Consider the following 22,911-nt stretch of genomic DNA (forward strand, 5'->3'; position numbering starts at 1 on the left):
GACGCGCGGCGATCCTGAGCGCCGCAGCGGGGCCCTACGCTGGGGGCATGCTGCTCGCGCTCACGAACGCCCCCCGCGACTACGCCTGGGGATCCGAGACCCTGCTGGCCGATCTGGAGGGGCGCACCCCGACGGGCGCACCGGAGGCCGAGGTGTGGTTCGGCGACCACCCCGGCGACCCGGCGGAGGTCGTGGGCGACGGCACGCTCGACCGCGTCACGGGCGGCACCCTGCCGTACCTGCTGAAGCTGCTCGCAGCCGGGAGCCCGCTGTCGATCCAGGTGCACCCGACGATCGAGCAGGCGAAGGCCGGGTGGGCGAAGGAGAGCGCACGGCCCCTCGACGACCCCGAGCGCAACTACCGGGACGACAACCACAAGCCCGAGCTCATCGTCGCGCTGAGCGAGCGCTTCGAGTCGCTGAGCGGACTGCGCCCCGTCGCCGAGTCGCTCCGGCTCCTCGACACGCTCGCGCCGGGACCGGGGGTTTCCCGGCTCCGGGAGCTCCTCCAGCAGGAGTCCGACCCGCTGGGCTCCGCGATCGGCTGGCTGCTCGGCGGCGACGCCCAGGCGGAGGTCGACGAGATCACGGCCGCCGTGATCGCCGCGGCCGCGGGCGAGGCGGGGGAGTGGACCGAGACGGTGCGAGCGGTCGCCGGCATCGCGGGGCACTACCCCGGCGACCCCGGCGTGGTGGTGGCGCTGCTGATGAACCACGTCGTGCTGCGCCGCGGTGAGGGCGTGTTCCTGCGGGCCGGGCTGCTGCACGCCTATCTCTCCGGTCTCGGTGTGGAGATCATGGCGGCGAGCGACAACGTGCTGCGCGGCGGACTGACCCCGAAGCGCATCGACGTCGCCGAGCTGCTGCACATCCTCGACACGACGACGGGCGAGGTGCCGGTGCTGCGTCCGCAGGACGGCCAGGCGATCACCGAGTACCCGGTGCCCGTGCCGGACTTCGCGCTGCGGCGGGTCGCGCTGGACGGCGAGCCGGTGACGCTCGCGGTGGACGGCCCGACGATGGTGCTCGCGACCTCGGGTGCGGTGCGGGTGGCCACGGCGACGGGGGAGGAGCTCACGGCGGCGGTCGGCACGGCGGTGTTCGCGGACGCCGAGGAGCGCACGCTCACCCTCGGTGGTGCGGGCGAGGCGTTCGTGGCGACGCCCGGGCGCTGACACGACCGCGACACGCCGACGGGCGTCCATGAACCTTCAAGAATCCGTTGAGGGTTTACGATCCGCGACTTGACCCGAGCGAATCACACCGGTGTAATTAGGTGAGCACGGCCCGCCAGGGGGGCGGTTTTTGAAGGGTTGGAGGTCGACATGACGGGTTACCGTTCCGATGTGCCGGAGAACTGGTTCGTCGATCCGGTCAACCTCGGTGTTCCCGGGGTTCGCCGGTCCGACCCGGACGACGACAACGCCCTCGCCTGGCAGAGCGACGCGCTCTGCTCGCAGACCGACCCCGAGGCCTTCTTTCCCGAGAAGGGCGGCTCGACGCGCGACGCCAAGCGCATCTGCACCGCGTGCGACGTCCGTGGCGAATGCCTCGAATACGCGCTGAGCAACGACGAGCGCTTCGGCATCTGGGGCGGTCTCTCCGAGCGCGAGCGCCGCAAGCTCAAGCGCCGCGCCAGCTGAGGCGATCACGCCGCGCGGCTTCGCGGGCGCGCCGGGGTCCCTGACCCGACGCCGACGATCGCGCGCATAGGCTGACCACGTCATGCCAGCCCGAGTTCACGCCATCATCGTCGCGCGCCCCGGCCCCTCGGCCCGCGCGCAGCTGCTCCGCACACTCGACGCCGTGCGATCCCAGACGCTCGCCCCCGACGCCGTCACGCTCGTCCTGTGCGGAGATGCGGCGACCGCTCGCGAGAGCGAAGCCGTCGCGAACACGGTGGAGGGCATCATCGAGGCGCGGCCGTCGACCTCGTTCGCGGAGGCGATCGATCTCGCCAGGCCTCGGGTGCCGGAGGGGTCTGCGATCTGGCTGCTGGCCCAGGACACCGCCCCCCACCCGCGGGCGCTCGAACGACTCGTCGGCACGCTGGAGCGCTCGCCGTCCGCCGCGATCGTCGCCCCCAAGGTCGTGGCCACCGACAACGACCGGGAGATCGTGTCACTCGGTGTGAGCATGACCGCGCTCGGCCGATCGGTCGAGCTCGCCGCCGGGGAGCTCGACCAGGGCCAGCACGACCGCATGGACGATGCGCTCGGCGCCGACATCCGCGGCCTGCTGATCCGCGGGGAGGTGCGCGACGCGCTGCGGCCCGACCCGGCAGTCGCGGGCGCCGACGAAGGACTCGACCTCGGGGTGCGCGCGCGCCTGGGCGGCGGGCGCGTCGTGCTCGCGCCGAGCGCCCGGGTCTCCGCCGCGCCGGACGGCCCCGCCGCCCTGCCCTCCGGGCGCTCCCGCCGCGCGTACGTCACGCGCCTCGCGCAGCTGCACCGCCGTCTGGCCTATGCGCCCCTTCCGGCCGTGCCGCTGCACTGGCTGTCTCTGCTGCCGCTCGCGCTGTGGCGGTCGATCACGCACCTGATCGGCAAGCGACCCGAGGCCGTGCTGCCCGAGTGGGGCGCCGCGCTGGCCGCGATGCTGCGATTCGGGGCCGTCGCCCGCTCGCGCGCACGCATCCGGGCCTTCCGCACGTCCTCCTGGGCCAGCATCGCCCCGCTCCGGGTGACCTCGGCGCAACTGCGCCGACGGCTCGACGACGGGCACGGCAGCGAGCACGGCGCGGTGAGCGAGCTGCGCTTCTTCTCCGGCGGCGGCGCATGGGTCGTGCTGGCCGCCCTGGTCGTGGGCATCGCCTCCTTCACCACGCTGCTCGCCTGGCCGACCATCGGGGGCGGTGGCCTGCTGCCGCTGCGCCAGACCGTCGCGGCGCTGTGGGGCGACGCGGCCTGGGGCACCCGCGGACTGGGCGTCGACGTGGTCGGCCCCGCCGATCCCTTCGCCGCCGTGGTCGCGGTGCTCGGCTCGCTGTGGCCGGCCGGCCCCTCGTTCACCCTCGTGCTGCTGTGGATCCTGGCGCTGCCCCTGGCGGTGCTCGGCGGGTGGTTCGCCGCGACCCGTGTGACCGATCGCGCCGGACTGCGGATCTTCGCCGGGATCGCCTGGGCGCTGGCACCCACGTTCCTCACCGCGCTCGTCGACGGCCGCCCCGCCGCGGTGCTCGCCCACCTCCTGCTGCCGTGGCTGTTCCACTCCGCGGTCGTCGCGCACCGCTCGTGGGGTGCCGCGGGCAGCGCCTCGCTGCTGCTGGCCGCGGTGCTCGCCTGTGCGCCCTCGCTCGCCCCCGCGCTCGCTCTGCTGTGGCTCGTGACGCTGGGCATCGTGATCGGCACGGCCCAGTTCCGCGGCGCCGGTCGTCTGCTGTGGCTCCCGCTGCCCACGGCCGTGCTGTTCGGGCCGTTGATCTCCTGGCAGCTTCTGCACGGCACGCCCCTGGCACTGCTCGCCGACCCGGGACTCACGTGGGCGGGACCGCAGGCCGGAGCAGACGCGGTCGGCCGCCTCGCGATCGCCCTCGGCTTCCCGACGACCGACCTCGCGGGCTGGGCGACCGTCGCGCCCGGCGGTCTCGGCACGTGGGCGGCCCTCCTGTGCGCACCGCTCGCGCTGCTCGCCCTCGCCTCGGCCGTCTCGCCGCGGTGGCGCGCGGGCATCACGCTGCTGGTGGTCGCCGTCGCCGGTGTCGCGACGGCCTTCCTCGCGGTCGGCGTCAGCGTCTCGTTCGCGCAGGGCACCCCCGTGCCGATCTGGCCGGGCACCGGGCTGAGCCTCGCGTGGATCGGAGTGCTCGGCGCGGCGACCGTCACGCTCGACACGGCGCTCCCGCTGCCGCGGCTGCGCACCGTGGCGACCACCGTCACGGCGGCCGCCCTCCTGGTGTGTGCCCTGCCCGCCCTCACCGCGTTCCACACCGATCGATCCGTGCTCACCAACGGGCCGGAGTCGACGCTGCCCGCCTACGTGGCCGCGCAGGCGGCGGGCGACCGCGCGATCTCGACGCTCATCCTCACCCCGCAGAACGACGGCGGACTCGCGGTCGAGGTGGTCCGCGGAGCCAGCGAGACCCTCGGGGCCCAGACCACCATGCTCTCGACCGCCGTCGAGCCCCAGGGCACCGACACCGGCACGCTCGCGGTCGACCTGATCTCCGCCCGCGACTTCGATGCACCGGCCGAACTCGCCGCGGAGGGCATCAGCTACGTGCTGATCGCCCAGGTCGCGGGCGAGGGCGACCGGGCCCGTGCGCTGCGCACGGCCTCGATCGCCGCGATCGACCAGCGCCCGGGTCTCGTCCACGCGGGCACCACCGAGCGCGGAGTGCTGTGGCGGCTCGAGGGCGAGGCCGCGGCACCGGCGTCGCTCACCGCGGCGGAGGAGGGCACGGCGCGGCTCGTGATCACCCTGCAGCTGCTCGTGGTGCTGGCCGCGCTGCTGCTGTCGATCCCGACCAGGGCGTCGCGGCGTGCCGCCAGGGCGCAGTCGCGCATCGTCGGGCGGGCGCCGGAGGAGCCGATGGTGCTGCCGCGCCACGCCGAAGATCTCCCGGCCGCGGTCGTGGAGGACCCGCCCGTCGGCGCGGTCGAGGATCCGCAGGACGAACCGGCTCTGACGGACGAGGCCTTGGCGCCCATCGCCGAACCGGTTCCCGAGGCCGAGGTCGAGCCCGCGGACGCCGCGGAATCGGACGACGACACCCCCGCACCGCAGCCCGAGGAGGAGCGCCGATGAGCGGCAACCGCGCATTCCGGGTCGCCGCGACCAGCGCCCGCGTCGTGACGGGCGTGGCCGTGGCCGCCGCCTGCGTGATCGGGGTCGTCGCGGCCGTGCACGCGCCCTGGCCCACCGTGGCGCACGAACCGGCGCAGGAGCAGGTCACTCCGCTCCCCGGCGACAGCGTGCTGGTCTGCAACGGCGACTTCCGGGCGCTCGGACGCGACTCGTCCGCACCGCTCGACATGACGGCGGCGGCAGCCCCCACGCTCACCACCGGCGGTACGTCGGGAGATCCGGCCTCGTCGGGCGTGGCGACGCCCGACCTCGCCGATGGCGACGAGGTCTCCGTGCTCACCGGCGCCGTGGAGGGCCGCACGGCTCCGCTGATCGCGGGCGCCGAGTCGTTCACCCTCGCCGCGGACGACCTCGGGGGCTTCGCGGCCACCCCGTGCACGGTGCCGCGCCTGGAGTCCTGGCTCGTCGGCGGTGCGGTGGGCACCGGCACCGAGGACATCGTCATCCTCACCAACGCGGCCGAGGTGCCGTCCACCGTCACCCTCACCGTGTACGGCGAGACGCGCGGCGGCCGCACCGTCATCATCCCGGCGCGCACGCAGACCGCTCTTCCGCTGACCTCGATCGCCGCCGGCAACGAGGCGCCGGTCGTCAAGGTGAGCGCGGTCGGGGCTCCGGTGCGCGCCGTCCTGCAGTCGTCGCTCGTGCGCGTGCTCGACCCCGCCGGCATCGACCTGCAGGAGGCCGTGGCCGGCGCGCAGCAGAACGTGGTCATCACGGGGGTCCAGACGTTCACGTCCGACGGCGACGAGGCCGACATGACCGTGCTGCGGTTGCTGGCACCCGGCGCCGACGCCATGGCGAAGGTCACGGTGCACAGCGAGGGCTCCTCGCCGACGACGGACGAGTTCTCCGTCCCGCTCGACCCCGACGTCCCCGCGCAGGTCGCGCTCAGCGGGCTCGAGCCGGGACGCTACACCGTGGAGATCGAGGCGGAGGCCCCGGTCGTCGCCGCCGTCCGCCAGCAGGACGGCTTCGGACGCGACACCGACTTCGCGTGGGTGACTCCGGCCGCCCAGCTCGACGACCAGGCCGCGGTCGCCGTGCCCGCCGGTCCCGCCCCGCGGCTGCAGCTCGCCAACACGGGCGACGAGGACGCGACCGTCACGGTCGAGCCGATCGACGGCGGTCAGCCGCAGGAGGTGTCGGTGCCGGCGGGGCAGACCCGCGGTATCGACGTGACCGCGCGGACGACCTATCTGCTGCGCACCACCGGACCCGTGCACGCCGCGGTGACCCTGACCGCGGCCGGTGCGCTCGGCGTGCTGCCGGTGCCGCCGTCGCCTGGCGTGGAGAAGTCGATCACGGTCTACCCCTGACCCCGGGACGGGGCGCGCAGTCAGTGGTCGTGGCCGAGGTCCCAGGGCTCGCGGCCGACGTACTCGGCGGCTGCCCGGAACACCGCGCTCTCGATCGCCATGCGGCGGTGCGCGGCGTCGTCGTGTCCCGGAGGGAGCAGCCGCTCGATCGGGATGCGGAACAGCACGATCCGCCGCCCCTCGCGGTCCAGGTGCCAGCGCGGCACCTGGACGTCGCCCTCGGCCGCGGGCAGCGCCCCGATCTCGAAGCGCACCTCCTGCAGCTCGGGCCAGGTGCCGCGGAGGAACTCCACCGCAGTGCCCACCGTGAGGTCGAACCGGTCGAGCCGCCCGTCGAGCGGTGCGAGCGGCGGGCGGACGACCTCGCTGCGCCCGAGTCGTCCGTGGCGTCCGTGCCTCGCGCCGCGTCGGGCGGTGGGGGCGTGGGCGCGACGACGGGGCATGCCGAAAGTCTAGGCGCTGCGCTCGCGCTCGGCGCGGCATCCGCTCCGCTCGCGACGGGGGTCGTAGCGTGAAGGGGATGGACGGACGACTCTGCTCGAAGGTCGGCTGCGCGCGTGAGGCCGTGGCCACCCTCACCTACGACTACGGCGACCAGATGGCCGCTCTCGGACCGCTCGGAACGGCGAACGACCCGCAGGCGCACGACCTGTGCGCCCCGCACGCGGACCGGCTCTCGGTGCCGGCGGGCTGGCTCGTGATCCGCCACGAGGCCCTGCGCGCCTGATCCGACACGCGGGCGGAGGCACCGTGGCCCCTGCCGATTCCTGGGTACTCTGACGGCGGCGGTGTCACGGCGGCGCGGCCGGAAAGGCTACCGTGCTCGTCTGGCGTCGCTGGGTCCTGCCCCTGCTGCTCGTGGTCATCTTCGGCGCCTGCGCCGCCGCACTCGTGAAGATCGCCTTCTTCCCCGACCGGTCTGAGGCGATCGTGAGCCCCGAGGCGGGCATCACCGATCCGGTGGTCGCAGTCGAGCGAGGGGCCGTCGTCAACGCGCTCAGCCTGGACGGCACGGTCGCGCGCGACGAGAGCTATCCGGTGCGCAGCGAGCTCAACGGCACGGTCACGACGGTGCACGTGGCCGACGGTGCGAGCGTCGCGGCCGGGCAGAAGCTGTTCACCGTGCGCCAGGACGACCCGCGCAAGGACATCGACGTGCTGGCGCCCGAGGCCGGCGACGTGTCGGAGCTCGCGATCGTGAAGGGCCAGGCCACCACGGTGGGCACGGAGACGTACACGCTCACCCCGGCCCGTTACCACCTGCAGGCGACCGTGGAGCCCGTGCAGCTGTACCGGCTCGTCAACGCGCCGACCGAGGCCACGGTGACCATCACGGGCGGCCCCGCCCCGTTCCCGTGCACGGGCGTGCGGGTGCAGGTGAGCGAGGAGGGCACCGCGAGCGTGCGCTGCGCGATTCCCGCCGATCAGACCGTGTTCGCCGGCCTGCCCGCCACGATGGATCTCGCGCTCGGGCAGGTCGACGATGCGCTGGTGATCCCGGTCACGGCGGTGCAGGGCGGCGCGGGCACCGGAAAGGTGTGGGTCGACGCGGGCGACGGCGGCGAGCCGGAGGAGCGCGAGGTCGCCCTCGGCGTCAACGACGGCTCGATGGTGGAGGTGACCGACGGGCTCGCGGAGGGCGACAGCATCCGCCAGTTCGTGCCGGGCTTCGTCGCACCCGTCGAGGAGTTCTGCTACGAGATCTCCCCGGGCGTCGAGCAGTGCGACAGCGGGATGAGCTGGTGACGCTGGTCGCGCTGGAGGGCGTCGCCAAGAGCGTCCTCCTGCCCGACGACTCGCGCCTGGAGATCCTCCGCAGCGTCGACCTCGAGGTCGGCGCGGGCGACCACGTGTCGATCGTGGGACGGTCGGGTTCGGGCAAGTCGACGCTGCTCAACATCCTCGGCATGCTCGATGCCCCCACGTCCGGGACGGTGTCGTTCGAGGGGCGGGAGGTCCGCCGGATGCGGTCCGGTCGCCTCGACCGTCTCCGGGGTGAGAACGTGGGCTTCGTGTTCCAGCAGTTCAACCTGCTGCCCGGTCGCACCGCGCTGGACAACGTCATGATGCCGCTCGGCCACGCGCGCGGACGGCTGTTCTGGGACCGCCGCCGCATCGCCGCCGACATGCTGGAGCGCGTCGGACTCGGGCACCGCGTCGACCAGGTCGCCGACCGGCTCTCCGGAGGTGAGCAGCAGCGCGTCGCGATCGCCCGCGCGCTCGTACGCCGCCCGGTGCTGATCCTCGCCGACGAGCCGACCGGCGCCCTCGACATCGACACCGGCGCGACCGTGATGGCCCTGCTCGACGAGGTCGCGACCGAGACCGACGCCGCCCTCGTCACGATCACGCACGACCTGCACGTCGCGGCCCGCGCGCGCCGCCACTACCGCCTGGACGCCGGGCGGCTGGAGCCGGCCGACCTCACGAAGGCGTTCGAGGCGTCCACGCTCGCCGCCTCGGTGCCCGGAGCCGCGGAGGTCGCGTCGTGACCGGGTTCCTCGGAGCGCTCTCCGACGCCTGGGCCGAGATCCGGGTGCACAAGCTCCGTGTGCTGCTCAGCCTCATCGGCATCGCCGTGTCGGTGGGCGCGCTCACCGCGGTCGTGGCGATCTCGGAGTACCAGCGCCAGTTCCAGGAGGAGCAGTCGGACCGCTGGGGCGGCCGTGCGGCCACCGTGGTCGTGGCGGTGTCGGCCGACGACGGCACCCCGGTCGACGCGGACGAGGTGGACGAGCGCTTCCGCAGGGCCTCGGAGCGCTTCGGCTTCAGTCACACCGCCCGGATCGCCCAGGGCCTCTCGCTCGGCGTGGCGCTGCCCGACGGCGTGACCCCGGTGAACACACGGCTGGTCGACCCTGCGTACTCGCAGATCCACCGGGAGAAGCTGCTCGAGGGCCGGTGGCTGCACGACGGCGACCTCGAGGCGCTCGCACCGGCGGTGGTCATCAGCGAGCCGCTGTGGGAGCGCATCGGGCGGGTCCCGGTCGCCCAGCGCCCCACGATCACCGTCACCGGAGACGCCGGCGGCACCTACCAGGTGGTCGGGGTCGTTCCGCGGCAGGGCTTCGGCGACGAGGAGCTCCGTCTGGACCTGCTGTACGACGCCTACCGTGACCGCGTCGACGCGCTGCCGGAGGAGACGTTCACCCAGTACGAGGTGTGGCTCGGCCCCGACGAGGTCGACGCGATCGCGCCGGTGCTCGCGATGGACCTCCGCGCCGGGCTGCCGGAGGGGCAGACGGTGTCGGTGAGCCGCTCGGACTGGGCGGCGCAACCCGGCACCGCCGACGCTCAGGCCACGTTCGAGATGGTCACGGGCGGCATCGCGTCGCTGATCCTCGCGCTCGGTGCGCTCAGCCTGATCAACATCCAGCTCGTCGCGATGCGCCAGCGGGTGCGGGAGATCGGGGTGCGTCGGGCCTTCGGCGCGAGCTCCGGCCGGGTGTTCTTCGCGGTGTTCCTGGAGAGTCTGGTGGCGACGACCGTGGCGGGGGCGATCGGCATCGCGATCGTCGTGGCGGTGCTGCGCTCCGAGTGGCTGATCGGCTCGATGTTCCCCGGTATCCAGGACATCCCGCCGTTCCCCATGCGGGCGGCACTGGTCGGTCTCGTCGCCTCGGTCGTGGTCGGCGCAGTGTCGGGCTTCATCCCCGCGCTCGTGGCGCTGCGGGTCAAGGTGATCGACGCCATCCGGTTCTGACACACGGGCGGTGCGTCCGCGACCTGATGGAACAATGGGCCCATGCCTGAGCTCGAGTACCGCATCGCCGATCTGTCCCTCGCCGACGCCGGACGGCACCAGCTGCGGCTCGCCGAGAACGAGATGCCAGGGCTCATGGCCCTGCGCGCGGAGTTCGGCGCGGCGCAGCCGCTCAGGGGCGCGCGCATCGCGGGATCGCTGCACATGACCGTGCAGACGGCCGTGCTGATCGAGACGCTCGTGGCGCTCGGTGCCGAGGTGCGCTGGGCCAGCTGCAACATCTTCTCCACGCAGGACGAGGCGGCCGCGGCGGTCGTGGTCGGCCCGCACGGCACGGTGGACGCGCCCGCCGGTGTGCCCGTGTTCGCGTGGAAGGGCGAGACGCTCGAGGAGTACTGGGCGTGCACCGAGCGGATCTTCGACTGGTCGTCGTCGGGCGTCGACGGCCCGAACCTCATCCTCGACGACGGCGGCGACGCCACGCTGCTGGTGCACAAGGGCGTCGAGTTCGAGCGGGCGGGCGTCGTCCCCGATGCCGCCGAGGGCGACCCGCACGAGTACCGTGTGATCCTCGACCTGCTGCGTCGGTCCCTCACGGCGTCGCCCGACCGCTGGACGCGGGTGGCCGCGGGGCTGATCGGCGTCACGGAGGAGACCACCACGGGCGTGCACCGCCTGTACGAGCTCGCGGCGTCGGGAGACCTGCTGTTCCCGGCCATCAACGTCAACGACGCGGTCACGAAGAGCAAGTTCGACAACAAGTACGGCATCCGTCACTCGCTGCCCGACGGGCTGAACCGGGCGACCGACGTGCTGATCGGCGGCAAGGTCGCGTTCGTGTGCGGCTACGGCGACGTGGGCAAGGGAGCGGCCGAGGCGCTGCGCGGTCAGGGCGCCCGGGTCATCGTGAGCGAGGTCGACCCCATCTGCGCGCTGCAGGCCGCGATGGACGGCTTCGAGGTGGCGCGTCTGATCGACGTGGCCGGCGGGGTCGACATCGTCGTGACCGGGACCGGCAACCGCGACGTGGTGACGGTGGAGCACCTGCTGGCACTCAAGCACCTCGCGATCGTCGCGAACGTCGGCCACTTCGACAACGAGATCGACATGGCGGGGCTGGAGGCGCTCGACGGTGCGGAGAAGGTCGAGATCAAGCCGCAGGTGCACGAGTGGCGCCTGCCGAGCGGTCGCAGCGTGCTCGTGCTCAGCGAGGGCCGGCTGATGAACCTCGGGAACGCGACCGGGCACCCGTCGTTCGTGATGAGCGCGTCGTTCACGAACCAGGTCCTCGCCCAGCTCGAGCTGTTCACGAACGCGGCGGCGTACCCGGTCGGGGTTCACGTGCTGCCCAAGGCACTCGACGAGAAGGTCGCGCGTCTGCACCTGGACGCGCTGGGCGTGCGGCTCACCACGCTCACCGAGAGCCAGGCGGCGTACATCGGGGTGCCCGTCGAGGGGCCGTACAAGCTCGACCACTACCGCTACTGAGCGCGGCGGAGAGGCGAGGTCAGACGCCGACGCGGCGACCCGTCAGCCGCTCGGCGCGGCGGTCTGCGTTCTCCAGGGCCCGCCGCTCGCGCTCCCGCCGCAGCACCGTGATGCCCACGAGCACGAGCTCGGCGGGGGCGGCGGGCACCGGCGACACGAACGGCGCCGCCTCCGCGAGCAGTCCCTGCGCCACCCGCTCGCGCGCGGCGGGCATCATCCGCGGCGCGCTCTCCAGGAACTGCGAGATGCGGCGCGCCAGGCGATCGGGCAGCCGGGCGACGTCGGCGATCTGCGCCCATCCGGCGAGCTGCGGCGGAAGCACGGGCGCGTGCCCGGTCAGCCGTGGCGTGCGCACGCGCTGGCTGTACGTGCCGGCGACGAGGTCGCCCAGTCGCTGCGAGCGGGAGGTGAACGCGCCCACCAGCACCGCCAGGCCGCCGAACGTGAGGTAGATCTCCAGCACGCCGAGGAGCGCGCGGATGAAGGCGTGCCGGAACCCGGCGGCGCCGCCGTCCAGGCGCACGATGCGCCCGCCGACCGCGAGCTTGCCGAGGCTGCGTCCCTTCAGGGCGACCTCCATCGTGATCGGCAGGACGACGAAGCTCACCACGAGCGCGGCGACGGTGGCGATGCGGTCGGTCGCCTCGTCGAGCACGCCGGCGTCGAGCAGCCAGATGCGCAGGAAGATCCACAGCACGAAGACGCCGTAGCCCACGAGCATGTCGATGATCGCTCCCGCGGCGCGGAGCACGAACCCGACCGGCTGCACGTCGATCGCGACCGCCTCACCGGAGAGCACCTCGTCGGAGACGTCGATCTGCGCGGACATGAGTACAGTAAATCAGGTGGATGCCGATGCCCTGACCGACGTCCGCCGGTCCGAGTGGGAGCGGCTGGATCAGCTCAGCCGCGCTCGCCTCGACGGCGCGGGGGTCGACGAGCTCATCGTGCGCTACCGCGCCGCATCCGCCGACCTCGCCGAGCTCAAGACCTCCGTCGGCGACTCGCCGCAGGGCGCTTACCTCTCGACGATCCTGGTGCGCGCGCGACTGCGGCTCACCGGCGCCTCCGACAGCATCCTCACCCAGGTCGGGCGCTTCTTCGGGCTCCAGCTCCCCGCCGCCCTGTACCGGCTGCGCTGGACCACCCTGATCATCGCGGTCGCGTTCATCGCGGTCGCCGTGGGCGTCGCGGGCTGGATCGCGAGCGATCCGGCGCTGGTGGCGACGCTCGGCCCGCCCGACGCCCTGGAGCAGTACGCCGACGAGAGCTTCACCGGGTACTACACCGAGAACCCCGCTGCCGTGTTCATGGGCATGGTGTGGACGAACAACGCCTGGATCGCGATGCAGTGCGTGCTGTTCGGCGTCACGGGCATCTGGCCGATCTACATGCTGCTGCAGAACGCCATCGGGCTCGGCACGTCAGGCGCGGTCATGGCGGCCCACGACAAGGCCGACCTCATGGTGCTCTACATCCTGCCGCACGGCATGCTCGAGATGACCTGCATCTTCGTCGCAGCCGCCGCCGGGCTGCACGTGTTCTGGGCGTGGGTGGCGCCGGGTCGCCGGTCGCGCGGTGAAGCGCTGGCGGAGGAGGGGCGGGCCCTCGCCACGGTCGCGATCGGGCTTGTCTTCGCCCTGTTCCTGTCGGGCCTGGTGGAGGGTTTCGTCACGGGCTGGGCGCTGCCGTGGCCGGTCAAGATCGGCATCGGGGCCGCGGCGCTCGCCGTGTTCCTCGTCTACATGCTCGCCATCGGCGGACGGGCGTATCGCCGCGGGGAGAGCGGCGACCTGGTCGAGTACGAGGCCGGCACGCCGCGGCTCGTCGCCGGCTGACGACGGCCCCGGTCACAGCCGTCCGGCGGCCTTGAGCTCCAGGTAGCGGTCGGCGATCCGGGGTGGGAGCGCCTCGGGGTCGGCGGCGATGGCCTCGCCGCCCGCCCGCCGGATCGCGTCGGCCACGTTCTCCGCGTCGCGGAGCGTCCGCTCGGCCGCTGCGGCGACGTACACCTCCTCGCGCGAGCCCCTGGCGCGCGCCAGCGCGGCGATCCCGTCGTCGGTGACCGAGCCGACCAGCACGGTCGTCGCCCGCGACGCGGTCGGGAATGCGCCGAGGAAGCCGCGTGCGGACTCCGCCGCGTCCTGCGCCGTGAGCGCGACGATCAGCGAGGGGCGCGTGGTCAGGGTGCGCACCGCCGCGAACGCGCTCTGCCAGTCGGTGTCCACGAGTCGTGCGTGCACGGGGGCCATGGCGTCGGTGAGCGCGGGAAGGAGCGCGGTGCCGTCGACGCCGGTGACCCTGGCCCGGACGACCCGGTCGAACATCAGCAGGTGCACGTGGTCGCCCGCGCGGGAGGCGAGGGCCGCGAGCAGGAGCGCGGCCTCGAGGCTCGCATCCAGGCGGGTGCCGTCGCCCACGCGGGCCGCTGCCGTGCGACCCGTGTCGACGAGGATGACGACGTGGCGGTCGCGTTCCGGGCGCCAGGTCCGCAGCATCGTGGTCCCGGCCCTGGCGGTCGCGCGCCAGTCGATCGAGCGCACGTCGTCGCCCCGCACATACTCGCGCAACGAGTCGAACTCGGTGCCCTGACCGCGCACCTGGATGCTCGTGTTGCCGTCGAGCTCCCGCAGCCGGGCGAGCCGGGAGGGGAGGTGCTTGCGGGAGCTGAACGCGGGCAGCACGCGGATGGCGCCGCGGACGAGGTGGCGCGCCTGCCGTCCCGCGATGCCGAGGGGCCCGCGCGAGCGGATCACGACGAACTCGCTCACCAGCTCGCCGCGACGGCGAGGATGCAGCGGCAGCTCGACCCGTCCGCGCTCACCCGACGCGATGCGCAGGCGCTGGCGCTCCAGGGGCGCACCGGCGGTGGGCTGCCAGGCGTCGCGGATCACGGCGTCGAGCGTCCGCGTTCCGTGGTTGTGCAGGGCCACGCTGACCGGCACGGGTTCGCCGAGGCGCGCCCGCGCGGGCGGCCGGCGGGTGACGGTCACCGCGCGGGGACTCGCCGCCCGCACCACGTCGAACACCACGAGCAGGGCGCACAGCGCGAGCCAGCCTCCGAGCACGGCGTACGGCGGCACCCCCGCGAGACCGGTCAGGACCAGCGGGACGATGCCGACGGCGAGGGCGACGGCGAGGCGTCCGGTGACGAACACCTAGATCGGCACCCTGGTCTGCTGCACCACGGAGGTGAGCACCGCGTCGGCGGACACGCCCTCCATCTGCGCGTCGGGCCGCAGCTGCAGCCGGTGGCGCCAGACGGGGACGAGCATGGTCTGCACGTGGTCGGGCGTCACGGCCGTCGACGCGTTGAGCCAGGCCCAGGCCTTGGCGGCAGCGAGGAGTCCGGTCGAGGCGCGCGGGCTCGCGCCGAGCTCCACGGAGGGGGACTGGCGGGTGGCCCGTGCCAGGTCGACGACGTAGCCGAGCACGTCGTCCGTGACCTCGACGGCGGCGGCCGCGTGCTGGGCGGCGCGGATCTCCTCGGCGGACACCACGGCCTCGACGCCCGTGAGCTCGCGCGGCGAGAAGCCCTGCGCGTGGCGCCGCAGCACCGACACCTCGGCGTCGCGCTCCGGCATGCCGACGACGAGCTTCATCAGGAACCGGTCGAGCTGCGCCTCGGGGAGCGAGTACGTGCCCTCGTGCTCGATCGGGTTCTGGGTCGCGGCGACCAGGAACGGATCGGGCAGCGTGCGGCTCACGCCGTCGGCCGACACCTGACGCTCCTCCATGGCCTCCAGGAGCGCGGCCTGCGTCTTCGGCGGCGTGCGGTTGATCTCGTCCGCCAGCAGGATGTGCGTGAACACGGGTCCGGCGCGGAAGTCGAACTCGCCCGTCCTGGCGTCGTACACGAGTGAGCCGGTCACGTCGCCGGGCATGAGGTCGGGCGTGAACTGCACGCGCTTGGTGTCGAGCCCCAGGGCCCTGGCGAACGACCGCACGACCAGCGTCTTCGCGACGCCGGGCACGCCCTCCAGGAGCACGTGACCGCGGGCGAGCAGCGACACCAGCAGACCGGTGACGGTGCCCGCCTGGCCGACCACGGCCTTGTCGACCTCGGTGCGGACGCGGTGCATGGCCTGGCGCAGCGCGGCGTCGTCGATGGGACGGTTGTCGTCGGTCACGGGGTCTCCTCGGATTCCGGGGTGAGCGGGGGTCGGTCGGGGCGGCGGGGCGTCATCCGTCGTCGCTCCGCGCGGTGCGGGCGGTGTCCTCGACGGCGGTCTCGAGCTCGTCGAGCTGGCGCGCGAGGGCGATCAGGGCGGCGTCGTCGGCGGGTGGCGCTCCGGCGAGCAGCGCCTGCAGGGTGCCGCGGGGGATCCGCAGCCGGTCGGCGGCGGCGTCGGCGACCTCGTCGGCTCCGGCCTGGACGGCGAGCCCGAGCCGCACGGCGAGCCGTCGGCGGGTCCCTTCGCGCAGCGCTTCGGCCGCGTGCGGGGCGTCGGCGGCCTTGGCGGTGAGCCGGGCGCGTCCGAGCATCGTCTCCGAGGCCCGGACGGTGACCGGCAGCGTCTCGGCGACGAGCGGGCCGAAGCGCCGCCCTCTCGCCACCGCCACCGCGAGTCCGGCGGCGAGGAGCAGGAGGATGGCCGGGGTGACCCAGTCCGGCGTGAGGCTGCCGAGCGTGTCCGGCGCGGCGGTGCCCTCGACGTCGGAGTCCTGGAAGGAGGGGACGTACCAGACGAGGCGGTCGGACTGGCCGAGCAGCGCGAGGCCGAGGGCGGCGTTGCCGTTCTCGGCGAGGAAGGCGTTGCTGAACAGCTTGGTGCCGTCGACGATCGTGCGACGGTTGCCGTCGCGGTCGTCCACGAGCACGGCCGCGCCGCTGTCGTCGCCGAAGCAGGCGTCGACGCCGCTCGCGGGCGAGAACAGGCGGTCGGGCCGGATCGTGCCCACTTCGGCGAACTCGGGCACGGCGCAGTCGGCCGCGGCGGTGGAGACGCTGCCCGGCGCGGGCTCGCCGATCCGCAGTTCCCCGAGCAGGTGCGTGCCGGTGGAGAGGAAGACCACGCGTGCGGCCGGCGCGATGAGGTCGGCGATCGCGTCGTCGCTCAGGGTGTACGGGTTGGTCATGGCCAGCGTGGCATCGTCGTCCAGTGCCGCGCGGACCTCGGCGCGGCTGCGGGCGACCTCGACCTCGACGCCCCGGTCGCGGAGGATCTCGGCGAGGGCGAGCGCTCCCGTGTCGCTGCGGCTCTCGGGGTCGAGGGCACCGCGAGCGCCGGGGCTGCTGGCGGCGAACTGCGAGGCGGCATAGGCCACGACGAGTACGAGGATGCCGATGAGCGCCCAGCCCACGATCGCGCCCGTGCGGCGAGGGCGCCGCTCGGCCGTCGTGGCGTCCTGCGGGGTGACGAGGGTCATGCGGGTACCGCCTCCGGTCGCCGCGCGCGCAGGCGGTCGTCGGTCGCGGCGAGCTCGCGGTAGGTCTCCTCGGAGGCGGGGTGGCGCAGGTAGCGCACATCGTCGAAGGCGGCGGCGGCGCGGCGCATCGCGTCGGACTCCTCGGTGAACACGAGGCTCGCCGATCGTGCGATGGCCTGCGCGGTCGCGCCGGGCGCGGGGTCGATGAGGTCGCGTTCGAGGAGGCTGCGCGCGATGGCCCGGTAGCGCAGCACCACGGCCGTGTCCCAGTCGCCGTCGCGCGCGCTGCGCTCGGCATCGGTGCGCAGCTGCGCGGCGGTGCGGTCGTCGTCGGCGCCCAGCAGGTGCGCGTGGCCGCGACGTACCGCGCGGGACCGCCGGGGGCGCCCCCACACGAGCAGGGCCGTGATCAGGGCGGCGGCGATCAGCAGGACCACGGCGATGAGTGCGACGGGGCCGACGCTCTGACCGTTGCCGGAGCTGAACAGATCGGCGAGGAACCGTCCGACGTCGCGGGCGAGCAGATCGAACCAGGTCGGCTTGGCGTCGGCGTAGCGCGGGTTGGCGAGCTCCTCCTCGGCCCACCGGCGCGCTTCATCGCCGTCGGGGATGAAGACCTCGTCGAACCGGAGCATCATGCGGAGCGGTCACCGCCACCGGGAGCCTTTCCGTCGCCCTCGGGCGCGGAAGCGGGCGTCGCCGGAGCCGCGGGATGCGGGGCCGGGGCGGGCGGGGGCGCGGGTGCGAAGGCCGGCGCGGGTGCCGGCGGGTACGCGGGTGCCGGCGGGAACCCGGGCACGGGCTGAGACGCGGGCGCGGGTGCCGGCGGGTATGCGGGGGAGGGCGCGCCGCCGAACCCCGGGGCCGTCCCGGCCGGCGGTGGACCGTAGGGATACGGCTGCGGCGCGGCCTGGGGGTACCCGTACCCCTGTGTCATCATCACGTGCTCCGGAACCTGACGCGGCGGCGGGGCGGAGGTGACGGCGCGGGCGGTGTCCACCACGAACGGGTCGCCGAGCTGGTCCTCACTCGCACCGAGGTCGAGGCGCTCCACATAGGAGAGGAGCGTCTGGTCCAGGCCCTCGTAGCGCATGCGGCAGTCGAGGTAGACCAGCACACCGCCCGTGCTCTGCACCACGATCGTGATCGCCTGCAGGATCAGCAGGAGCACCTGCGGGGCGAGGAGGGCGAAGACGTAGCCGATCACCGCACTCGGCTCGCTGGCGCCGGTCGGCGCGATCACGGTTCCGAGGAACGACGACACCAGCGCCGTGGGGATGCTCACCACCTGCATCGCCAGCCCCATGATGAGGCTGATCAGGAACGTCACTCCGAACGCGACCCAGAACCGGCCGCGCGTCAGACGCCACGACCGCACGAACGCGTCGCGGAAGCGCGCGCGCTCCAGTACCAGGATCGACGGGACGAGAAGCAGCTTGGTGGTCAGCCAGATGGTCAGGGGGATCGCGGCGATCGCCAGCAGGACCACCACGATGATCACGATGCCGATCAGCTCCGGCGTGCCGCCCAGACCGCCGGCGGTGAGTGCGCCGATGATGGCGACGACGATCGCGATGCCGCCGAACATCGCGAGCACCGAGAGCGATGCGAAGCCGGCGAGCCGCCAGAACGCGGGGAGCATGCGGCGCCAGAGCATACGCAGCGAGGCCTTCCGCCCGACGGCGGCGTACCCGATGTCGGCGGCCACCACGCCCTGCATCATCGCGGTGAAGGCGATCGACGCGAGCCCGACGATCAGCCCGGCGATCACGTTGATGGCGATCGTGCCGGCGAGCACGGCCTCGAAGTCGGGCGACGAGGGAGACACCGTCTCGAGGCGGGTGAAGGTGGTGAAAAGCACGACACCCATGACACCGGCGGTCGCGATGACGACGACGAACTGGATCACGACGGCGAACCCGAACAGCACCTTCGGGTTGTGGCGGAGCGCCGCGAAGGCCTTGCCGAGCAGCATGCCGAACGTCAGCGGATGAAGGGGGATGATCCCCTTCTTGGGGGCTGGGGTCCACGTCTGGCCGCTCACGGGCCTCCCTCCGTCGTGCGCTCCCATCGTGTCATATCCTCGCGGTGAGGCGCAGACCTGCGGAGGGCGGTACTCGGTGCCATAAGGTAACAGTTATGACCTCACGCATCCTCGTGGTCGACGACGACACGGCGCTCGCCGAGATGATCGGCATCGTGCTGCGCACGGAGGGCTTCGAGCCGGTCTTCTGCGCGGACGGCGCGCGCGCGGTCGACGAGTGGCGCGCACAGCGTCCCGACCTGGTGCTGCTGGACCTCATGCTCCCCGGCATGGACGGCATCGAGATCTGCACGCGGATCCGGGCGGAGTCCGGGGTGCCGATCATCATGCTCACGGCGCGCAGCGACACCGCGGACGTGGTGCGTGGCCTCGAAGTGGGCGCCGACGACTACATGGTCAAGCCGTTCAACCCGAAGGAACTGGTCGCCCGCATCCGCACCCGGCTGCGCCCGACCCCGCAGACCACCAGCGAACAGCTGCGCATCGGAGACCTCACGGTCGACGTCGACGCGCACGAGGTCCGCCGGGGAACCACGCCCATCGCCCTGACGCCGCTGGAGTTCCAGCTGCTCGTGGCCCTCGCCTCCAAGCCGCAGCAGGTGTTCTCGCGCGAGATGCTGCTCGAGCAGGTGTGGGGCTACCACTACAAGGCCGACACCAGACTGGTGAACGTGCACGTGCAGCGGCTGCGCGCGAAGGTCGAGCTCGACCCGGACAACCCGAAGATCGTGATGACCGTGCGCGGTGTGGGCTACCGCGCCGGCAGCGTCGCCTAGGCGCACGATGGCCGCGACGACAGCGACCACGGCCGTCGCTGTGCTGCGCGACTGGCGTGGCTGGCCGGCCGTGATCTCGGCGCTGTGGCGGCGGTCGCTGCGGTTCCGCACCCTGGCGATCACCCTGGTCGCGACCTCGCTGGCGATCTTCATCACGTGCGTCACCATGGCGCTCGTGATCCAGAACGACCTGTTCGTCTCCCGCAAGAACGTCGCCCTGGAGGACGCGCGCCGCGCGGTCGACCAGGCGCAGAGCATCCTCGACGTGGCCGAGGTGGGCGACGACCCCGCGGCGCTCACCGACCTGTGGAACAGCATCCCCGACACGCTGGCGCGCACGTCCAGCGCCGACCAGCTGGCCGGGTTCAAGATCGAGGACGAGCCGGGAGGGGTGCGACTGAACGGCTTCACGGCCGGCCTCACCGCCAACCTCCTCAGCCCCGAGCTGAAGACGAGGGTGGAGGAGCTCGACTACGTCCAGGCGTGGCAGTCGGTCGCGCTGCCGGTCGAGGACGGGGGAGAGGTTCCCGGCATCATCGTGGGGCAGCAGCTCCAGGTGCCGGAGGCCGGCCCGTTCGCGATCTACTTCGCGTACGACCTGGCCGATGCCGATCAGACGCTGGTGTTCGTGCAGCGCACGCTGTGGATCGCCGGGATCGGCCTGGTGGCGATCGTCGCCGCGATCTCGTGGATCGTGCTGCGGACGGTGTCGACGCCGATCGTGCAGGCCGCGGAGACCAGCGCGCGCCTCGCCGCGGGCGACCTCGGCGTGCGGCTGGAGGTGCACGGCGAGGATGAGCTCGCGACCCTCGGCCGGTCGTTCAACGCCATGGCCGACAGCATCGAGGCGCAGATCAAGGAGCTCGGGGAGCTGTCGATGGTGCAGCAGCGCTTCGTGTCGGACGTCTCCCACGAGCTCCGCACGCCGCTGACGACGATCCGTCTCGCCGCCGACATGCTCAACGACCACCGTGACGAGTTCGACGCGACCACCGCCAGGGCGACCGAACTGCTGCACGCGCAGGTGCAGCGCTTCGAGACCCTGCTGTCCGACCTGCTGGAGATCAGCCGGTACGACGCGGGATCCGTGCAGCTGGAGCTCGAGGCGACGAGCCTCGCGCACCTCGCGGAAGACGTCATCGAGCAGATGCGGCCGCTCGCCGACGGCCGCGGCTCGGAGCTGCGGCTCGTCGCACCGGGCGGCTACTCGCCGGTGGACATGGATCCGCGCCGGGTGCGTCGAGTGCTGCGGAACCTGGTCGGCAACGCGATCGAGCACGGCGAGGGCCGGCCGATCGTGGTCACCGTCGACAGCAATCAGCACGCGGTGGCGGCGGGTGTACGCGATTTCGGCCTCGGCATGGACCCGGCCGACGCCGAGCGCGTGTTCGACCGGTTCTGGCGCGCCGATCCCTCCCGGCAGCGCACGATCGGTGGCACGGGGCTCGGACTGTCGATCGCTTTGGGCGACGCCACCCTGCACGGCGGTACGCTCGCGGTGTGGTCCGAGTTGGGCGTCGGGTCGAACTTCGTGCTGACCATCCCTCGCCACGACGGTGTTCTCGACGGGCCGAGCCCGGTCCCGGTGGAGCCCCAGGAACCGTTGGCGGAACTGGGCGATGCGACGCAGCCGATCTCGATCGCGGAGATGTACTCGGAGCTGCTCGAGGGGAGGGAGGAACCGTGAGTGCACGCAGGTCGCGACGTCTCGCGCTCGCCGCCGCCCTGGGCATCGTGGCGCTGCTCCTCCCCGCCTGCGCCGGTCTGCCCACGAGCGGCGATGTCGCGGTGGGCCTCAAGCTCGGCGAGTCGCCGCAGGATGTGGACGTCCTCCCCGTCGCCTCCGGTCCCATCGCCGGAGCCGGTCCGGAGGAGATCGTCGAGGGCTTCCTGGAGGCCGGGATCACGACGTCGGACAACTGGGACACGGCGCGCGAGTTCCTCGCCCCGGCGCTGCAGCGCAGCTGGGCACCGTCGGCGGGCGTGTCGATCGACGTCGGCCCCGAGGCGCGGACGCTGTCGTCCACGGTGCCGGAGGACGAGGTGGAACAGGCGGACACCGCCGAGGTGCAGGTGCAGCTCGACCTGGTGGCGAGCGTCGACGGGGCGGGTGCCTACAGCGGCGCGCCCGGCGACTCCAGCGTCCCCTTCGCGCTGGAGCGCATGGACGACGGCGAGTGGCGCATCACCCAGGCGCCCGACGGCATCGTGATCGACGAGGCGCGGTTCCCGAAGGTGTTCGAGGGGTACCCGCTGCAGTGGTTCGACTCCTCGTGGTCGCGCCTCGTGCCGGACATGCGGTGGTTCCCCCGACGCCAGAGCCCGGCGACGACCGTCACGCAGGCGCTCGTGAGCGGAACGCCGTCGGAGTGGCTGGACCCGGCCGTGCAGACCGCGTTCCCCGCCGACGTGCAGTTGGCGCAGGACGCGGTGCCGATCACGGGACAGGTGGCTCAGGTCGCTCTGACGCGTCCGGCGTCCGGACTGGACCAGACCACGCTCGCCCGCATGCGCACGCAGTTGCAGTCCACGCTGAAGGCCGCCGGGGTCAACGTCACGCAGGTGCGCTTCAGCGTCGACGGCAGGTCCCTCGACGCGGGGGTGGTCGAGCTCGCAGGCACCCCGGCGGACGTCGGGACGCTGGTCCTGCGGAACGGCGAGTTCGGGCGGATCGTCGGCGACGAGATCTCCCCGATCCCGGACATCAGCGAGCAGATCGTCGCGATCCCGCAGCCGATCCTGGCGATCGACGTCGGCATCGACGACTCCTACGCGGTCGTGCAGCTCGACGACGGTCACGTGTACCGGGTGGCGAAGTCCGGACGCGATGAGTTGGACGCGCGCGCCGGTCTGGTCGAGCCGTCTCTCGACCCCTTCGGCTACGCGTGGTCCGTCCCGGAGGGTGATCCCCAGGCGGTGCAGGCCTCGGGGAGTGATGCGGCCCCGCACGCCGTGGCGAACGCGTGGCCGAGCGCCTCCTCCATCTCCGACCTGCGCGTGTCGGCGGACGGTGCCCGGGTCGCCGCGGTGATCGTGGTCGGCGGGCAGCGGTGGGTCGTGGTGGCGGCGATCGTGCGCGACTCGGCGGGCGTGCCGACCGAGCTCGGCGACCTCGTGCAGCTGTTCCAGCTCCCGGAGCCGTCCACCGGGCTCGTGTGGCTCGGGCCCGACCGGCTTGCCGTGCTGGCCTCTCCCAGCAGTCCGCGGCTCGTGCTGCAGACCGTGGGCGGGCCGGGGTCGTCCGAGACGGCGCCGGTCGATGCGATCTCGATCTCCGGCGCGCGCACGCCCGCGGGTGTGCGGATCCTCGGTGCCGCCGGTCAGCTGTACGCGCACGCGGGATCGGCGTGGCGCGAGGTCACGGAGGGCATCACGGTCCTGGCGACCCGGGCGGGGGAGTGACCT

The 22,911-nt window shown here is 73.1% G+C and carries 20 protein-coding genes; 13 read left to right on the forward strand and 7 right to left on the reverse strand.

What is annotated here, in order from left to right:
* Positions 1 to 47: 47 nt before the first annotated feature.
* From manA to ACWGQ1_RS14400, 4 genes are all read left to right on the forward strand, one after another.
* Positions 48 to 1,175, forward strand: a complete 1,128-nt coding sequence (manA, locus tag ACWGQ1_RS14385) for a mannose-6-phosphate isomerase, class I (protein ID WP_247638605.1) — start codon at positions 48 to 50, stop codon at positions 1,173 to 1,175.
* A 150-nt stretch (positions 1,176 to 1,325) separates the two neighbouring features.
* Positions 1,326 to 1,643 (forward strand): WhiB family transcriptional regulator, encoded by a 318-nt coding sequence (locus ACWGQ1_RS14390; protein WP_136029858.1) that lies wholly within the window; start codon positions 1,326 to 1,328, stop codon positions 1,641 to 1,643.
* An 82-nt stretch (positions 1,644 to 1,725) separates the two neighbouring features.
* Positions 1,726 to 4,746: a glycosyltransferase gene (locus tag ACWGQ1_RS14395; RefSeq protein ID WP_452313181.1), complete on the forward strand. Its 3,021-nt coding sequence runs from the start codon at positions 1,726 to 1,728 to the stop codon at positions 4,744 to 4,746.
* Positions 4,743 to 6,125 (forward strand): DUF5719 family protein, encoded by a 1,383-nt coding sequence (locus ACWGQ1_RS14400; RefSeq protein ID WP_452313182.1) that lies wholly within the window; start codon positions 4,743 to 4,745, stop codon positions 6,123 to 6,125. The genes ACWGQ1_RS14395 and ACWGQ1_RS14400 overlap by 4 nt, the downstream gene beginning before the upstream one ends.
* A 20-nt stretch (positions 6,126 to 6,145) precedes the next feature.
* Here the strand turns inward: ACWGQ1_RS14400 and ACWGQ1_RS14405 are convergent, their stop codons facing one another.
* Positions 6,146 to 6,568 carry a hypothetical protein gene (locus ACWGQ1_RS14405; RefSeq protein ID WP_452313183.1) on the reverse strand — a complete coding sequence of 141 codons (423 nt, stop codon included), beginning with the start codon at positions 6,566 to 6,568 and terminating at the stop codon, positions 6,146 to 6,148.
* Between the two features lie 77 nt (positions 6,569 to 6,645).
* Between ACWGQ1_RS14405 and ACWGQ1_RS14410 the strand changes: the two genes are divergently transcribed.
* The 5 genes from ACWGQ1_RS14410 (at position 6,646) to ahcY (ending at position 11,316) form a co-directional block, all read left to right on the forward strand.
* Positions 6,646 to 6,852, forward strand: a complete 207-nt coding sequence (locus ACWGQ1_RS14410) for a DUF3499 family protein (protein WP_136032271.1) — start codon at positions 6,646 to 6,648, stop codon at positions 6,850 to 6,852.
* Positions 6,853 to 6,944: 92 nt separating this feature from the next.
* On the forward strand, positions 6,945 to 7,871 hold the full coding sequence (locus tag ACWGQ1_RS14415) for an efflux RND transporter periplasmic adaptor subunit (protein WP_452313184.1): 927 nt from the start codon (positions 6,945 to 6,947) through the stop codon (positions 7,869 to 7,871).
* Entirely contained in the window at positions 7,868 to 8,617 is a 750-nt protein-coding gene (locus tag ACWGQ1_RS14420) for an ABC transporter ATP-binding protein (protein WP_136032267.1), read from the forward strand. The genes ACWGQ1_RS14415 and ACWGQ1_RS14420 overlap by 4 nt, the downstream gene beginning before the upstream one ends.
* Positions 8,614 to 9,828, forward strand: a complete 1,215-nt coding sequence (locus ACWGQ1_RS14425) for an ABC transporter permease (RefSeq protein WP_452313185.1) — start codon at positions 8,614 to 8,616, stop codon at positions 9,826 to 9,828. Before ACWGQ1_RS14420 ends, ACWGQ1_RS14425 begins: the two co-directional genes overlap by 4 nt.
* A gap of 42 nt (positions 9,829 to 9,870) precedes the next feature.
* Positions 9,871 to 11,316 (forward strand): adenosylhomocysteinase, encoded by a 1,446-nt coding sequence (gene ahcY, locus ACWGQ1_RS14430; protein ID WP_452313186.1) that lies wholly within the window; start codon positions 9,871 to 9,873, stop codon positions 11,314 to 11,316.
* Positions 11,317 to 11,335: 19 nt separating this feature from the next.
* Here ahcY and ACWGQ1_RS14435 read toward each other — a convergent pair whose 3' ends face one another.
* A complete protein-coding gene (locus ACWGQ1_RS14435; RefSeq protein ID WP_247638607.1) occupies positions 11,336 to 12,145 on the reverse strand; it encodes an RDD family protein in 810 nt (269 codons plus the stop codon).
* A gap of 16 nt (positions 12,146 to 12,161) precedes the next feature.
* Here ACWGQ1_RS14435 and ACWGQ1_RS14440 point away from each other — a divergent pair, with 16 nt between their 5' ends.
* A complete protein-coding gene (locus ACWGQ1_RS14440; protein WP_136032131.1) occupies positions 12,162 to 13,154 on the forward strand; it encodes a stage II sporulation protein M in 993 nt (330 codons plus the stop codon).
* A 12-nt stretch (positions 13,155 to 13,166) separates the two neighbouring features.
* On the opposite strand, the gene ACWGQ1_RS14445 is transcribed toward ACWGQ1_RS14440, so the two are convergent.
* Genes ACWGQ1_RS14445 through ACWGQ1_RS14465 form a run of 5 tightly spaced genes read right to left on the reverse strand, consistent with a single transcriptional unit; the run spans position 13,167 to position 18,730 of the window.
* Entirely contained in the window at positions 13,167 to 14,474 is a 1,308-nt protein-coding gene (locus ACWGQ1_RS14445) for a DUF58 domain-containing protein (RefSeq protein WP_452313187.1), read from the reverse strand.
* A complete protein-coding gene (locus tag ACWGQ1_RS14450; protein ID WP_136035405.1) occupies positions 14,475 to 15,446 on the reverse strand; it encodes an AAA family ATPase in 972 nt (323 codons plus the stop codon).
* Between the two features lie 52 nt (positions 15,447 to 15,498).
* Entirely contained in the window at positions 15,499 to 16,686 is a 1,188-nt protein-coding gene (locus ACWGQ1_RS14455) for a DUF4350 domain-containing protein (protein WP_452313188.1), read from the reverse strand.
* Complete coding sequence (locus ACWGQ1_RS14460) at positions 16,683 to 17,324, reverse strand: DUF4129 domain-containing protein (RefSeq protein WP_247981505.1); 642 nt, start codon at positions 17,322 to 17,324, stop codon at positions 16,683 to 16,685. Before ACWGQ1_RS14460 ends, ACWGQ1_RS14455 begins: the two co-directional genes overlap by 4 nt.
* The gene (locus ACWGQ1_RS14465; protein WP_452313189.1) at positions 17,321 to 18,730 is read right to left on the reverse strand and encodes a glycerophosphoryl diester phosphodiesterase membrane domain-containing protein; all 1,410 of its coding nucleotides are present in this window, start codon (positions 18,728 to 18,730) and stop codon (positions 17,321 to 17,323) included. The genes ACWGQ1_RS14460 and ACWGQ1_RS14465 overlap by 4 nt, the downstream gene beginning before the upstream one ends.
* A 95-nt stretch (positions 18,731 to 18,825) precedes the next feature.
* Between ACWGQ1_RS14465 and mtrA the strand changes: the two genes are divergently transcribed.
* From mtrA to ACWGQ1_RS14480, 3 genes are read left to right on the forward strand one after another with little or no spacing between them, the layout of a single operon-like run.
* Positions 18,826 to 19,506, forward strand: coding sequence for an MtrAB system response regulator MtrA (mtrA, locus tag ACWGQ1_RS14470; protein WP_136032889.1), 681 nt, complete (start codon positions 18,826 to 18,828; stop codon positions 19,504 to 19,506).
* A 7-nt stretch (positions 19,507 to 19,513) separates the two neighbouring features.
* Entirely contained in the window at positions 19,514 to 21,193 is a 1,680-nt protein-coding gene (mtrB, locus tag ACWGQ1_RS14475) for an MtrAB system histidine kinase MtrB (RefSeq protein ID WP_136032890.1), read from the forward strand.
* Positions 21,190 to 22,908, forward strand: coding sequence for an LpqB family beta-propeller domain-containing protein (locus tag ACWGQ1_RS14480; RefSeq protein ID WP_136032891.1), 1,719 nt, complete (start codon positions 21,190 to 21,192; stop codon positions 22,906 to 22,908). The genes mtrB and ACWGQ1_RS14480 overlap by 4 nt, the downstream gene beginning before the upstream one ends.
* Positions 22,909 to 22,911: the final 3 nt, after the last annotated feature.

Source organism: Microbacterium sp. NPDC055599 (assembly GCF_053618975.1).